Source organism: Pseudomonas sp. S2_C03 (genome assembly GCF_054668405.1).
Genome location: NZ_CP162766.1, coordinates 1,499,800 through 1,513,418 on the forward strand (window position 1 = coordinate 1,499,800; position 13,619 = coordinate 1,513,418).

Annotated in this window: 17 protein-coding genes; 8 read left to right on the forward strand and 9 right to left on the reverse strand. The window is 59.8% G+C overall.

The annotated features are described in order from the left end of the window. The first annotated feature begins 5 nt into the window (after positions 1-5). Positions 6-989 (forward strand): acrylyl-CoA reductase (NADPH), encoded by a 984-nt coding sequence (gene acuI, locus AB4N64_RS06890; protein WP_460123314.1) that lies wholly within the window; start codon positions 6-8, stop codon positions 987-989. A 1-nt stretch (position 990) separates the two neighbouring features. Here acuI and ada read toward each other — a convergent pair whose 3' ends face one another. The 4 genes from ada to AB4N64_RS06910 form a co-directional block, all read right to left on the reverse strand. Next, positions 991-2,037, reverse strand: coding sequence for a bifunctional DNA-binding transcriptional regulator/O6-methylguanine-DNA methyltransferase Ada (gene ada, locus AB4N64_RS06895; RefSeq protein ID WP_460123317.1), 1,047 nt, complete (start codon positions 2,035-2,037; stop codon positions 991-993). 86 nt (positions 2,038-2,123) lie between these two features. Next, positions 2,124-2,789, reverse strand: a complete 666-nt coding sequence (alkB, locus tag AB4N64_RS06900; protein ID WP_460123320.1) for a DNA oxidative demethylase AlkB — start codon at positions 2,787-2,789, stop codon at positions 2,124-2,126. An 11-nt stretch (positions 2,790-2,800) separates the two neighbouring features. After that, positions 2,801-2,971 carry a hypothetical protein gene (locus tag AB4N64_RS06905; protein ID WP_460123323.1) on the reverse strand — a complete coding sequence of 57 codons (171 nt, stop codon included), beginning with the start codon at positions 2,969-2,971 and terminating at the stop codon, positions 2,801-2,803. Between the two features lie 26 nt (positions 2,972-2,997). After that, positions 2,998-3,300 carry a DUF1883 domain-containing protein gene (locus tag AB4N64_RS06910; RefSeq protein ID WP_460123325.1) on the reverse strand — a complete coding sequence of 101 codons (303 nt, stop codon included), beginning with the start codon at positions 3,298-3,300 and terminating at the stop codon, positions 2,998-3,000. A 213-nt stretch (positions 3,301-3,513) separates the two neighbouring features. Here AB4N64_RS06910 and AB4N64_RS06915 point away from each other — a divergent pair, with 213 nt between their 5' ends. Then, positions 3,514-3,873: a hypothetical protein gene (locus AB4N64_RS06915; protein WP_460123328.1), complete on the forward strand. Its 360-nt coding sequence runs from the start codon at positions 3,514-3,516 to the stop codon at positions 3,871-3,873. Between the two features lie 71 nt (positions 3,874-3,944). After that, a complete protein-coding gene (locus AB4N64_RS06920; protein ID WP_460123331.1) occupies positions 3,945-4,175 on the forward strand; it encodes a hypothetical protein in 231 nt (76 codons plus the stop codon). Positions 4,176-4,186: 11 nt separating this feature from the next. Here the strand turns inward: AB4N64_RS06920 and AB4N64_RS06925 are convergent, their stop codons facing one another. Both AB4N64_RS06925 and AB4N64_RS06930 read right to left on the reverse strand, forming a co-directional pair. Further along, positions 4,187-4,468 carry a hypothetical protein gene (locus AB4N64_RS06925; protein WP_460123334.1) on the reverse strand — a complete coding sequence of 94 codons (282 nt, stop codon included), beginning with the start codon at positions 4,466-4,468 and terminating at the stop codon, positions 4,187-4,189. Positions 4,469-4,712: 244 nt separating this feature from the next. After that, positions 4,713-4,898 (reverse strand): hypothetical protein, encoded by a 186-nt coding sequence (locus tag AB4N64_RS06930; protein ID WP_460123337.1) that lies wholly within the window; start codon positions 4,896-4,898, stop codon positions 4,713-4,715. Positions 4,899-5,146: 248 nt separating this feature from the next. On the opposite strand from AB4N64_RS06930, the gene galU reads away from it, so the two are divergent. The 4 genes from galU (at position 5,147) to ahpF (ending at position 9,904) form a co-directional block, all read left to right on the forward strand. Then, a complete protein-coding gene (gene galU, locus AB4N64_RS06935) occupies positions 5,147-5,986 on the forward strand; it encodes a UTP--glucose-1-phosphate uridylyltransferase GalU (RefSeq protein WP_003182953.1) in 840 nt (279 codons plus the stop codon). Positions 5,987-6,097: 111 nt separating this feature from the next. Then, positions 6,098-7,450, forward strand: a complete 1,353-nt coding sequence (gene gorA / locus AB4N64_RS06940; RefSeq protein WP_460123340.1) for a glutathione-disulfide reductase — start codon at positions 6,098-6,100, stop codon at positions 7,448-7,450. 194 nt (positions 7,451-7,644) lie between these two features. Further along, positions 7,645-8,208 carry an alkyl hydroperoxide reductase subunit C gene (gene ahpC / locus AB4N64_RS06945; RefSeq protein ID WP_017338614.1) on the forward strand — a complete coding sequence of 188 codons (564 nt, stop codon included), beginning with the start codon at positions 7,645-7,647 and terminating at the stop codon, positions 8,206-8,208. Between the two features lie 130 nt (positions 8,209-8,338). Further along, positions 8,339-9,904, forward strand: coding sequence for an alkyl hydroperoxide reductase subunit F (gene ahpF, locus AB4N64_RS06950; protein ID WP_460123343.1), 1,566 nt, complete (start codon positions 8,339-8,341; stop codon positions 9,902-9,904). Positions 9,905-10,038: 134 nt separating this feature from the next. Here the strand turns inward: ahpF and gloA are convergent, their stop codons facing one another. Beyond that, positions 10,039-10,560, reverse strand: coding sequence for a lactoylglutathione lyase (gene gloA, locus AB4N64_RS06955; RefSeq protein ID WP_460123346.1), 522 nt, complete (start codon positions 10,558-10,560; stop codon positions 10,039-10,041). 145 nt (positions 10,561-10,705) lie between these two features. Between gloA and AB4N64_RS06960 the strand changes: the two genes are divergently transcribed. Continuing rightward, a complete protein-coding gene (locus AB4N64_RS06960) occupies positions 10,706-11,230 on the forward strand; it encodes a DUF4946 domain-containing protein (RefSeq protein ID WP_460123349.1) in 525 nt (174 codons plus the stop codon). A 165-nt stretch (positions 11,231-11,395) separates the two neighbouring features. Here AB4N64_RS06960 and AB4N64_RS06965 read toward each other — a convergent pair whose 3' ends face one another. Then, positions 11,396-11,758: a histone-like nucleoid-structuring protein, MvaT/MvaU family gene (locus AB4N64_RS06965; protein WP_460123352.1), complete on the reverse strand. Its 363-nt coding sequence runs from the start codon at positions 11,756-11,758 to the stop codon at positions 11,396-11,398. 234 nt (positions 11,759-11,992) lie between these two features. After that, entirely contained in the window at positions 11,993-13,528 is a 1,536-nt protein-coding gene (locus tag AB4N64_RS06970; RefSeq protein ID WP_460123354.1) for an EAL domain-containing protein, read from the reverse strand. Positions 13,529-13,619: the final 91 nt, after the last annotated feature.

The following is a 13,619-nucleotide window of genomic DNA, read 5'->3' on the forward strand; positions in this document are numbered from 1 at the left end:
CAGCCATGTTCCAAGGTATTTTGATCGACAAGGACGACAGCGGTTACCGCGCCTCGCTGCAACAGATCAACGACGATCAACTGCCCGAGGGCGATGTGACGGTGCGGGTGGCGTACAGCACGCTGAATTTCAAGGACGGTCTGGCCATCACCGGCAGCAGCCCGGTGGTGCGCAAATTCCCGATGGTGCCGGGTATCGATCTGGCAGGGACAGTCGAAAGCAGCGGGCATCCGGACTACAAGGTCGGTGACCAGGTCCTACTCAATGGTTGGGGTGTCGGCGAAGGGCACTGGGGCGGGCTGGCGCAGAAGGCGCGACTCAATGGCGACTGGCTGATCCCGCTGCCACACCCGTTTTCTCCCGCCCAGGCCATGGCCATTGGCACCGCCGGTTACACGGCGATGCTGAGTATCCTGGCGCTGGAACATAACGGCGTAGCCCCTGAACAGGGCGAAGTCCTGGTGACCGGCGCCAACGGTGGAGTCGGCAGTTTTGCCATTGCCTTGCTCAGCAAGCTCGGATACCGGGTAGTCGCCTCCACCGGGCGCACCTCGGAACACGATTACCTCAAGCGCCTGGGCGCCAATGAAATCATCGATCGTGCCACGTTGTCAGAGCCGGGCAAGCCACTGGCCAAGGAGCGTTGGGCGGCGGTGATCGACTCGGTGGGCAGCCACACCCTGGCCAACGCCTGTGCCAGCACCAAGGCCAACGGCACGGTTGCCGCGTGCGGCCTGGCCCAGGGCATGGATTTCCCGGCGTCTGTGGCGCCGTTCATTCTGCGCGGCGTGACCCTGGCCGGGATCAACAGCGTGACCCAGCCCAAGGCCAGACGCATCGAGGCATGGAACCGACTGGCCAGCGATCTGGACTGCGCGTTGCTGCCGCTGATCAGTCACGAAATCGGCCTCAGCGAAGCGATCGAAGCCGCACCGCGTTTGCTCGCCGGCCAGTTGCGTGGGCGGGTGGTGGTGGATGTGAACCGCTGATTCAGTGCGACTCGCGGTCCAGTAACAGGCGTTTGCGCTCTACGCCCCAGCGGTAGCCCGACAGATTGCCATCGCTGCGCACCACGCGGTGGCAGGGGATGGCCACCGCGATGCTATTCGCGCCGCAGGCCTGGGCCACGGCGCGCACGGCTTTCGGCGCGCCGATGCGCTGGGCGATATCGGCGTAGCTGGCGGTGCTGCCCACCGGGATTTCACGCAGGGCTTGCCAGACCCGCTCTTGAAACGCCGTGCCGCGCACGTCCAGCGGCAAATCCAGGCCGATGGCCGGGGCTTCGATAAAACCGACGACCCTGGCGATCAGTTGCTCGAACTCGGGGTCGGCGCCGATCAGGTTGGCGCGACGAAACCTGTCCTGCAGGTCGCAGACCAACTGGTGCGGATCGTCGCCCAATAGAATCGCGCAGACACCCCGCGAGCTTTGCGCGACTAATATTGCGCCTAACGAACACTGGCCGACGGCAAAACGGATGTCGTTGTTCTGCCCCTCGGCACGGTAGTCACCGGGCTTCATGCCCAGCACCTGGTCCGCCGCCGCATAAAAACGCCCGTTGGAATTGAAGCCGGCGTCATACAGCGCATCGGTCACCGAACCTGCCCCCGCCAGGTGCTGACGGACCTTGCGCGAGCGGTGCGCCGTGGCATAGCCCTTGGGGGTCAGGCCAGTGATAGTTTTGAATACTCGATGGAAGTGAAAACTGCTCAAGCCGGCCGCATCGGCCAACTCGCCCAGGGTCGGCAAGTGTTCGGCGGACTCGATCTGGCGACACGCCGCGGCGACCGTCGCTGCATGTTGCGTGGCGCCGTCGCTGTGATCCTTCACCGCACGTTTGCTCGGACGATAACCCGCCGCCTGGGCCTGCTCGGCTGAATCGAAGAACTCGACGTTCTGCGGTTTGGGCAAGCGGGCCAGGCTGCTCGGGCGACAGTACACCCCTGTGGTTTTCACCGCATACACAAACTGTCCGTCGGCGCGGGGATCGCGGGCGACGACGGCGGCCCAGCGGGGATCGTTCTCGATGGTGGTCATGGCGTGAAGTCCGTTGATCCGTTTGAGTCAGATTAACCAGGCGACGAGGTCGCTGCACTCCGGGTCTTGCGGTCAAACTCGAATGATCAATGAGCAGTGCGAAACGTGAAGTTGATGCGCTGCTCGCCCAGGCGCGGGTGCACGCCTGGCTTGATCGGCAAAATCCCGTGATAACGCAAGCGGTCGACACCGCCCCAGACCACGATGTCGCCATGAAACAACGGCACCCGCTGGCTTTTTTCACTGCGCTCGAATCCACCGAACAGAAACATCGCCGGCAGCCCGAGTGACACCGAAACGATCGGCGCCGCGTAAGACGCTTCGTCCTTGTCCTGATGCAATGACATTTTCGCGCCGGGAATATAGCGGTTGATCAGGCAGGAATCTGGCACGAAGTCGGCAAAACCGGCTTCCAGCGCCGCCGCCTGGGCGAGGGCGAAAAAAACAGCGGGCATCTCGGGCCAAGGGGCCTGGGTACGTGGGTCCAGGTGCGAATAGCGGTAACCGCTGCGGTCGGTGGTCCAGCCCCAGTTGCCGCAACTGCTCAACGCGGCGGACATGGTGAAACCGCCGGGGGTGACCATCTGCCGAAACGGCGCCACCGCCAGCACCGTTTCCAGCGCTGGCAGTAATTGCTCCAGCCAGGGCAGGGCGAAGCCGCGCAAGACGTAGGACTGTTCGCCAATCTGCTCGCGCCGGGGCGCTTGTTCGGGCTCAACATCGGCAAACAGATCAAAGGTGATCGGGTTCATGGTGCGCAGTATTACAGCGCCTTGCTGACGCTGATTTCGCTGATGACATCGTCGCCGGCGCCATGCAAGGCATCCAGGGCTGCCTTGGCTTCTGCTTCGGTGCCGTTTTCCAGTTGGGCAAACTCGAAGCGGCGCTCACCGTTGAGCTTGTACTTGATGACGTATTTAGTGGTTAGAGCCATGGTCGTGCCTGTGCGTCGAGTGCCGTTCAGCTCAGTTTGGTGCTGGAACGACGGATGATTTTGATCGAGTGAGTCAGGGTCGGTTTGCGGGTCACGCTGATTGCCCGGCGGCTGACAGTGTCGATGGTGATGTTCCAGAATCCGGTACTCGGTGCGGTAATGCGCGCCGGGAAGGTGTCGAACGCGCCACCATGGTAGGTATGACGGCCGCCATTCTTGAAACTGCGGAAATTGGCGTCGTTCATCAAACGGATGTTGCACGTCTGCGAGCATTGGATGACGACGATGTCGTCCTCGTTGAGGTGCTCTCGCTGGTGGATAAATTTCATGGGGGCGCCTCCAAAAGGCCTTTTTCTACAAAATCAAAACGATAGCCAGGGTGATTGGCGCAGTTTATCAGCCTGGACGGGTTATTATCCGACCGCCGGGCATCGCTTTGGCAATTAAACAAAGTATTTCGAAAATTCAATGAACGAAAAAGCAGGGGGCCATGGAGAAAATCAGCGTTTGCGCTGTCCGAGGCTCTTTGTCGGAGGTTTTGTATGAAATGGGCTGTGTGGGTCTTGCCGTGCGCGTTGGCGATGAGTGGTTGTGCGAGCGTCAAGGAAATCAATGAATCGCTGCCGACCATGAACGTGATTTCCGGCAAGAAGCCCCATGAGTACGCGCAATGCCTGAGCGAAAAACTGGCCAGCAGCCGCAGCCCCCTGCAAATCGAGCCGCAAGGCAAGGATGCGGTACGGGTGATTGTGCCGCAGAAATTTTCCTCGGGCCCTGCCGCAGTGTTCGATATCGAGGAACGCTCCGGTGGCAGCAGCATCAAGCTGCACGAACGCATTTCCAATGTGCCCCTGCGTCCGATGGATGTACGCAACGCCGCCACCGCCTGCATTTCCGGCTGATAGAATACCGCCCGTCAGCACCGATGCCGCCACAGCAACGCTTGGCGGCATTGTCATTTCTGGAGTCGAGCATGAAGCGAGAGCAGGTACGGGAGCGCCATGCAGAGGGTCAAATCTCTGCCACCCATGTGATTCAAAACCCGGCGGAGCCGGCGCAATGGATTGTGTTCTTCAAGAAAAGCGCGGGGCGCAGTTATTTTCTGGTGGACGACAACGACGAAGTCGAATCCTTCGCACGTCTCGATGACTTGATCGAGACGGTGCGTGGGCTGGGCATCAAGTTCGCAGAGATCCACATGTAGGGCAGGGCGCCTTACTTGCACACCACCACGACGCTGCGGTTCTTGTAGTTGCCGATGTCGACCCCCAGCGTCTTGTCCTCTTCTTTGGGAGACGGTGTGCCGTCGGTGCCAACGATTCGATAGCCGGTGCCGGCGCAGGAGGCATCGGCTTTTTCGTAACACGTCGCCCAGGAATTGGCTTCCCCCGAGCAGTCGATGGCGAGGCCTTGCTCGCCATTGCCCAGGTAAGTGGTTTCGGTGGTGGCACAGCCACCCAGGGCCAGGAGCGCAATCAACGGTAGCAGTTTGTTCATGTTTGGGTCGTCGTCAGGATAATGGGGCTAAGTCTGTGACAGCGCCGTGAGCAAAAGGTTATAGCCAAAGGCCATGTCTTTCTCAATCTCCCGAGATGCCTGTAGGAGCGAGCATGTCGAATCGTCGCACCGTCGCGATGGTGGCTCAGGCACCGCGGGCATCCAGACAGCCAGCGTCATCGTTGACGCCCATCGCGACGGTTCGACGCCTCGACATGCTCGCTCCTACAGGGGACGGTGTAAGTCAGGTGTCCTTGCTGCGCCGCGCAGGTGCCGGGCGCTCCAGTTCCAGCACGCTGGCCACTTCAACGGCCATCTTCTCGCTCGGGAATGGCCCGGCAATGCGCTCGCCGTTGGCGCTGTCGACCCACCACTGGCCATCGCTGGATTTGTTGATCAGGAACCCGTTGACGCTTTTTGCTGCCGACATCTATCTGCCTCGTTGGCTGGTTGAATCGCGGCATGATAGCGTCAAAAGGCCGCATCCGCCGCCTGCGAATTCCCGGCGTCGACGCGATTTTCTGCTATGCCTAATGGCACTCCAGCAATTACGCGGAACTATCCGCTGGAATATTTCTCTATGTTGGCATCGGTTAGCCAGTGCGGGGCATTGTAAGGTGCACGCCGCCTGATTAGACTGCGCCGAAACTCGTACACACAGCCCTTTCAAGGACTTTTATGATCAAGAAATGCTTGTTCCCAGCAGCCGGTTACGGTACTCGCTTCCTGCCAGCGACTAAGGCCATGCCCAAGGAAATGCTGCCGGTGGTAAACAAGCCACTGATCCAGTACGGCGTCGAAGAGGCACTGGATGCCGGTTTGACCGAAATCTCCATTGTCACCGGTCGCGGCAAGCGCGCCCTGGAAGACCACTTCGACATCAGCTACGAGCTGGAAAACCAGATCAAGGGCACCGACAAGGAGAAATACCTGGTCGGCATCCGCAAGCTGCTTGACGAGTGCTCGTTCTCCTACACCCGCCAGACCGAAATGAAGGGCCTGGGTCACGCGATCCTGACCGGTCGCCCACTGATCGGTGACGAACCGTTTGCCGTGGTGCTGGCGGATGACCTGTGCGTCAACCTCGAAGGCGACGGCGTCCTGACCCAGATGGTCAAGCTGTACAAGCAATTCCGCTGCTCGATCGTCGCGATCCAGGAAGTCGACCCGCAGGAAACAAACAAGTACGGCGTGATCGCCGGCGAGATGATCCGCGACGACATCTACCGTGTACACAGCATGGTCGAGAAACCAAAACCGGAAGACGCGCCATCGAACCTGGCGATCATCGGTCGTTACATCCTGACCCCGGACATCTTCGACCTGATCGAACAAACCGAGCCGGGCAAGGGCGGTGAAATCCAGATCACTGACGCCCTGATGAAACAAGCCCAGAACGGCTGCGTCATGGCCTACAAGTTCAAGGGCAAGCGTTTCGACTGCGGCGGCGCCGAAGGCTACATCGACGCCACCAACTTCTGCTTCGAGAACTTCTACAAGACCGGCAAGGCTTACTGATAACGCCACGCTTGCTTGTACTGAAAGCCACCTTCGGGTGGCTTTTTGTTTTTCTGCGCTTGCCCAACGAACGGCGGCGGGTATGCTGATGGCCTGCCGAGGAGATAGACGATGGCCTTTGATTTTGACCTGTATGTAATTGGCGCCGGTTCCGGCGGTGTGCGCGCGGCGCGGTTCGCGGCGGGGTTTGGCGCCAGGGTGGCCGTGGCCGAGAGCCGCTATCTGGGCGGCACCTGCGTCAACGTTGGTTGCGTGCCGAAAAAACTGCTGGTCTACGGCGCCCACTTCGCCGAAGACTTCGAGCAGTCTGCTGGTTTCGGCTGGACCCTGGGCGAGGCCGATTTCGATTGGGCCACCTTGATCGCCAACAAGGACCGCGAGATCAACCGCCTGAACGGCATCTACCGCAACCTGCTGGTCAACAGCGGCGTGACGTTGCATGAAGGCCACGCCAGCATCGTCGACCCGCATACTGTCGAAATCAACGGTGAGCGTTTCACCGCGAAAAACATCCTGATCGCCACGGGCGGCTGGCCGCAGATCCCGGAGATCCCGGGTCACGAACACGCCATCAGCTCCAACCAGGCGTTCTTCCTCAAGACCCTGCCCAAACGCGTGCTGGTCGTGGGCGGCGGCTACATTGCCGTCGAGTTCGCCGGGATCTTCCACGGCCTGGGCGCCCAGACTACCTTGCTGTATCGCGGTGACCTGTTCCTGCGCGGCTTCGACGGCGCGGTCCGCAAGCACTTGCAGGAAGAGCTGACCAAGCGCGGCATGGACCTGCAATTCAATGCCGACATCGAGCGCATCGAAAAGCTCGCCGACGGCAGCCTCAAGGCGACGCTCAAGGACGGACGCGTACTGGAGGCCGACTGCGTCTTCTACGCCACGGGGCGGCGTCCGATGCTGGACAACCTGGGGCTGGAAAATACCGGGGTCAAGCTCAATGACAAGGGCTTTGTCGAAGTCGACGAGCAGTACCAGACGGCCGAACCGTCGATCCTGGCCCTGGGCGACGTCATTGGCCGCGTCCAGCTCACCCCTGTGGCGCTGGCCGAAGGCATGGCCGTGGCGCGCCGCCTGTTCAAGCCTGAGCAGTATCGTCCGGTGGATTACAAGATGATCCCGACGGCGGTGTTCAGCCTGCCGAACATCGGCACTGTTGGCCTCTCCGAAGAAGAGGCCCGCGCGGCCGGGCATGAGGTGGTGATTTTCGAGAGCCGTTTCCGGCCAATGAAACTGACCCTGACCGATTGCCAGGAGCGCAGCCTGATGAAGCTCGTGGTGGACGGCAAGACCGACAAGGTGCTGGGCTGCCACATGGTCGGCCCTGACGCCGGCGAGATCGTGCAAGGCCTGGCCATCGCCCTGAAGGCCGGCGCCACCAAGCGCGACTTCGACGACACCATCGGCGTGCACCCGACGGCGGCGGAAGAGTTCGTGACAATGCGCACCCCGGTCTGATGTGAATCCCCTGTAGGAGCAAGCTCGCTCCTACAGGTCACCTCAGCGACAGCTAGATACCAATTTCTTCTATTAATAACATCCGCTAATAGCCAAAACCGATCAGCAGCATCAGGTTTGCCAATGAGCCAATCGCTGCCTGAGCCGGTAAAGTCCTCTCCATCAACTTCACAACCCCTGACGGAGAGTCATCGATGCCTATCATCAACAGCCAAGTTAAACCGTTCAAAGCTGACGCCTTCAAAAACGGCGACTTCGTAAAAGTGTCGGACGCTGACCTGAAAGGCAAGTGGTCTGTCGTGTTCTTCTACCCAGCCGACTTCACCTTCGTTTGCCCAACCGAACTGGAAGACCTGGCTGACAACTACGACGAATTCCAGAAACTGGGCGTCGAAATCTACAGTGTTTCCACTGACACCCACTTTGCTCACGCTGCCTGGCACAACACTTCGCCAGCCATCGGCAAAATCCAGTACACCATGATCGGCGACCCAACCCACGCCATCTCCCGCAACTTCGACGTGCTGATCGAAGAAGCTGGCCTGGCTGACCGTGGCACCTTCGTGATCAACCCTGAAGGCCAGATCAAAATCGTTGAGCTGAACGATGGCGGCGTTGGCCGTGACGCTTCCGAGCTGCTGCGCAAAATCAAGGCCGCTCAATACGTCGCTGCTCACCCAGGCCAGGTTTGCCCAGCCAAGTGGAAAGAAGGCGAGGCCACTCTGGCTCCGTCCCTGGACCTGGTCGGCAAGATCTAAGTCAGTGACACGCTCCGCAGGGCGGTCCACCGCACCTACTCAGTAAGCTGCACCGCCCTCTGAAAACGCCCGGGCGAGATTCGCTCGGGCGTTTTTTTATGCAAAGAATTTGATAAAGGAAATCGCCCGTATGTTGGACGCCAATCTTAAAGCCCAGTTGAAATCGTACCTGGAACGGGTCACCCAACCGATCGAGATCGTTGCTTCGCTCGACGACGGTGCGAAATCCCAGGAAATGCTCGACCTGTTGAAAGACGTTGCCAGCCTTTCCACACTCATTACCTTGATCGACAGCGGTAACGATGCTCGCAAGCCATCGTTCTCGATCAATCGCCCAGGCCAGGACATCAGCCTGCGTTTTGCCGGCCTCCCGATGGGCCACGAATTCACTTCCCTGGTGCTGGCGCTGCTGCAAGTCGGCGGCCACCCATCGAAAGCCAGTGCCGAAGTGATCGAACAGATCCGTTCGCTTAAAGGCGAGTTCAACTTCGAAACTTACTTCTCGCTGTCCTGCCAGAACTGCCCGGATGTGGTCCAGGCGCTGAACCTGATGGCGGTGCTGAACCCGAACATCCGCCACGTCGCCATCGACGGCGCGCTGTTCCAGGCTGAGGTCGACGATCGCAAGGTCATGGCCGTGCCGAGCATCTACCTGAACGGCGAAGTGTTCGGCCAGGGCCGCATGGGCCTGGAAGAAATCCTCGCCAAGATCGACACGAGCGGCGCTGAGCGCCAAGCCGAGAAGATCAGCGCCAAGGAAGCCTTTGACGTGCTGGTGGTCGGCGGTGGCCCAGCCGGTGCTTCGGCGGCGATCTACGCCGCCCGTAAAGGCATTCGCACGGGTGTTGCAGCGGAACGTTTCGGCGGCCAGGTGCTGGACACCATGGCCATCGAAAACTTCATTTCCGTGCAGGAGACCGAAGGGCCGAAACTGGCGAGTGCCCTGGAAGAACACGTCAAGCAGTACGACGTCGACATCATGAACCTGCAACGGGCCAGCGCGCTGATCCCGGCGAAGAACCCTGGCGAGTTGCACGAAGTGCGCTTCGAAAGCGGTGCCAGCCTGAAAACCAAGGCGCTGATCCTGGCCACCGGCGCTCGCTGGCGTGAAATGGGCGTGCCGGGGGAGCAGGAATATAAAGCCAAGGGCGTGTGCTTCTGCCCGCACTGCGACGGTCCGCTGTTCAAGGGCAAGCGTGTGGCGGTGATTGGCGGCGGCAACTCCGGCGTCGAAGCGGCCATCGACCTGGCGGGTATTGTCAGCCACGTCACACTGCTGGAGTTCGACAGCAAGCTGCGCGCCGATGCGGTGTTGCAACGCAAACTGTTCAGCCTGCCCAACGTCGATGTCATCACCAGTGCGCTGACCAGCGAAGTGAAGGGTGACGGCGAGAAGGTCACGGGCCTGGTGTACAAGGACCGCGATTCGGGCGAGTTCAACACGGTCAACCTTGAAGGCATCTTCGTGCAGATCGGCCTGCTGCCCAACACCGACTGGCTCAAGGGCACTGTCGAGTTGTCGCCTCGCGGCGAGATCATCGTAGACGCCCGTGGCGAGACCTCGCTGCCGGGGGTGTTCGCCGCCGGTGACGTGACCACCGTGCCGTACAAGCAGATTGTGATTGCAGTGGGCGAGGGCGCGAAGGCTTCCCTGAGCGCATTCGACCACCTGATCCGCACCTCGGCCCCGGCGTAACGCCAGGCCCTGAAACAAAAAACCCCATGAGTGATCATGGGGTTTTTTGTGTCTTGCACCAATCAACCTGTGAAAGTTTAACCTGTGGGAGCGAGCAAGCCCGCTCCCATAGTTTCACCGCGCCTGGTACTGACTTATAGCGGCGCAGGCTGAATGATTTCAACCCAGTAGGCATCCGGGTCCTTGATGAAGGCCAGGCTCTTCATGCGGCCATCCGAGAGGCGTTTCTGGAAGTCGCAGCCCAGGGCTTCGAAACGCTCGCACGCGACGACGATGTCCGGCACCGAGATGCAGATGTGGCCAAAACCGCGCGGGTCGGTGTTGCCGTTGTGGTAGGCGAAGTCCGGGTCGTTTTCGGTGCCGTGGTTGTGGGTCAGTTCCAGGATGCCGGGGATCGACTTCATCCACTCGGTGCGCGCGGCGGCGTCGGCCGGGATCTGGTCCTTGTCCACCAGCGCCAGGAAGTACAGGCTGAACTCGGCTTCCGGGAAGTCACGTTTTTCCACCAGCGAGAACCCGAGGATGCGCGTGTAGAAATCCAGGGACTTGGTGATGTCCTTGACCCGCAGCATGGTGTGGTTGAAGACGAACTGGCGGGTGGCGCTGTCCGGTTGGGCGGTGACGCCGGGGAAGGTGTTCAATTCGTGCAGGCTCATGGGCCCTCCGTCAACAAGTTGGGCTAAATAATGGTGCCAATGATACGCAAGGGGGCTGGCATCACCAAACCCCAAAGCGTCTGCTATTGCCTGAGCGATGGCCTGGGCTCAGACTTTGCGGTTCAATCCGCGAGTGTTCATTGCAATGATCCGATCCCCTAAACTGCTGTTCGTTCTATTGGGTCTGCTGATGGGTATCGCCGAGGCGCAGGCTGATGCGCCCACGGTGACCTGGCCGAAGGGCTGGGAGATCGAAACGGTGCCTCAGGACGACGCCCGGCCCCAGGTGTCTCGCCAGCGGGCGGTGAAACATGATGAGGGTGGCACGCCCGTCATGGTGATGGAGTTGACCACGACGCCTGTGGAAAGTGGTCATCAGGTCAATTTGCAAGGCGTGTTGCTGGAGATGCGCAAGTCGGTGCAGAAGGACTTTTTCCAGGGTGGCTATCAAAGCGTCTGCACTAAAATCCATACGGCGACCTTGAGCCGGCTAGCGGCGCTGGAAACCACCTGCACCATTACCCAGAATGGCCGACATGTGCTCTCACAAACATTGGTGGCAGCGCTGGGTGCGGATAAGGCGTATGTTTTTTCCTACGCTGGGCAAGCCGAGGCTTATAAGGCCAGCGAGGACGAAATAGCGTCGGCCCGTAACAGCCTGCAACTTTAATGGGAGCAATTGCACCATCGTGCATTGCGCCATTTTTAGATGCCCCAAAGGATTAAATACAAAGTTGAACGGGAAGTAGAACACTGATCGATTCAATTCGTTGCAATTGTTGAGCATCCATAAAAAAGCCCTGCATCGAGCAGGGCTTTTTGCTACCACGAGTGATCAGCCGCGCAGCCAGGAATCAACGGTGGAGGCGCCGTATTCTTCCTTCCAGGCTTTCAGCCCGCGATGGTTGCCACCCTTGGTTTCGATCAGTTCGCCAGTGTGTGGGTTCTGATAGACCTTGACCACGCGAGCGCGGCGGGTTTTGGGTGCAGCAGCCTGCTGAAGGCCGGACTTTGGATTCGGATCGAGAATGGCGATGATGTCACGCAGGCTCTTGCCGTAGGTTTTCATCAGCCCCTGGAGCTTTTCTTCGAATTCGATTTCTTTCTTGAGCCCGGCGTCGTTCTTCAGGGATTCCAGCTGTTTGAGCTGTTCTTGAAGGGCCTTTTCAGCTGCACGAAATTCAGCGAGTCTGGACAATATCTTTACTCCAATAGTGTGTTTGGCTGAGACCAACCGCAAACAAAGCTATAAGCAAGGGCCTTGAAGCGACTCGGTGATAAGTGGCTCACCTGCCAATCTAGCGCAGGCAAGAAAAATTGTAGTAGTTAATGGCCGAAGAGTAAATCGTGACTTTTTCTTCATGTAACAAGATTGGCCGTGTTGTTTCAAAAGGACAGGCCGTTAGGTTGTTTCATCGCATAAAAGCGCTAGTTAATGGTGAGTTAATGCGTTAATGAAATCTGCCGGAGGCATCGGTCGGCCAAACAGATAACCTTGCAGGAAGTTAACGCCGTGGGCGCTCAGGTAATCACTTTGCTCGTGGGTTTCCACGCCCTCGGCGACGATGCCCAGGTCAAGCTTGGCCGACAGCTCGATGATGCTGTCCAGAATGTGCCGGGACAGGGCGTCGGCGCCGATCATGGCGACAAAACTCTGATCGATTTTCAGGAAGTCCACGTTGAACTGGCGCAAGTAACCCAGGCTGCAATGCCCGGTGCCGAAGTCGTCGATGGCGATCTTCACGCCCAGCGCCCGTAGCTGATCAAACAGTTGCAGGGTCACGGGCGTGGGCTCGATCAACTGGCGCTCGGTGAGCTCCAGCACCAGATGAATCGAGCCCGGTGCGAAGGCGTCGAGAAACGCCCGGCAATCTTCGACCAGTTGCAGGTCCTGGCAGTGGCTGGCTGTGATGTTGATGCCGATGTGCAAGGGGTCAGCGAATGAAGTGGACAGCGGGCCGAGCAACTGCGCGGTTTGCTGCATCAATGAGCGCGTCATCGGCACGATCAGGCCGCAATGCTCGGCAAACGGAATGAACAGGTCCGGGCGCACCAGGCCTTCTTTGGGATGATTCCAGCGCATCAATACTTCGGCGCCCGACCACCTTTTGGTGGTGCCGTGCACCACCGGCTGGAAATACGGCACGAACTCCTGCGCATCCAGCGCTCGGCGCAATTCGTGGCTGGGAGACGATGCTCGCTTTTGCAGTGCGTGCCCGATCAGCGCGGACACGGCGCCAAAAAAGATCAGCAGGCTGAACAGCGACGGGTATTCGCTGCGCATGTAGCGCCAGGTCTCGCCTTCGGGAAAACCGGCGGCGACCGTGAAGCCGTAGCGCTGGGAGGTGAGCTGGTTTTCAGCCACCGGCAACGACGGCAGGGCGCCTTCATGGACGCTGCCGTCGGCGGATAACCAGTGTGGCCCGACGCGCAGTATCAGCAGGGTGTTGCGACCGATCAGGCGTAGCACGTTGCTCAGGTGATACCCATCGAGGGTGGTCAACGCCCCTTGTTCGCCCTCGCTGAGGCGATACACCAGAAGCGCCGTATCGGGCGTGACCGGGTTGCCGTTCATCAGCCACAGGGTGCCGTGTGTGTAGTCGTCGGCATTGACCTTTTCCTGATAGTCGCCAAACAACGAGCTGCAATAGAGGTTGCCTTCCCAAACCAGATTCGTTGAACGCACGAACGGCCTTCGGGTGACCTGTTCACGCAGGGCCAGTTTCACTGTTTCGCAGGGTTGGCCGGCCAGTGGCACCAGCTCCCGGGCAGCCTGGGCAGTGTTGTCGAGCATCAGGTCGAACTGGCGGATGGCTTCTTCGGCGGTGAGTCGGGTGCTGTGTTCCAGCGTGCGTCCGGCCTGCAAGTAAAGGATGGCGACACCCAGCCCGATCGGCAGCAGGCCGCTGAGCAATGTCACCAGCCGGCGGGTGCGGCGGGTGCGGCGGTGTTTGACGATCAGCGGCATGCGTGGAGTCTGTCTCGTTGGCGTGGGGCTGCTTGCCGGACACGCTTCGCGCAAAAAGCCCGGTCAACGGCCATGATAGTTGGCGTTGGGC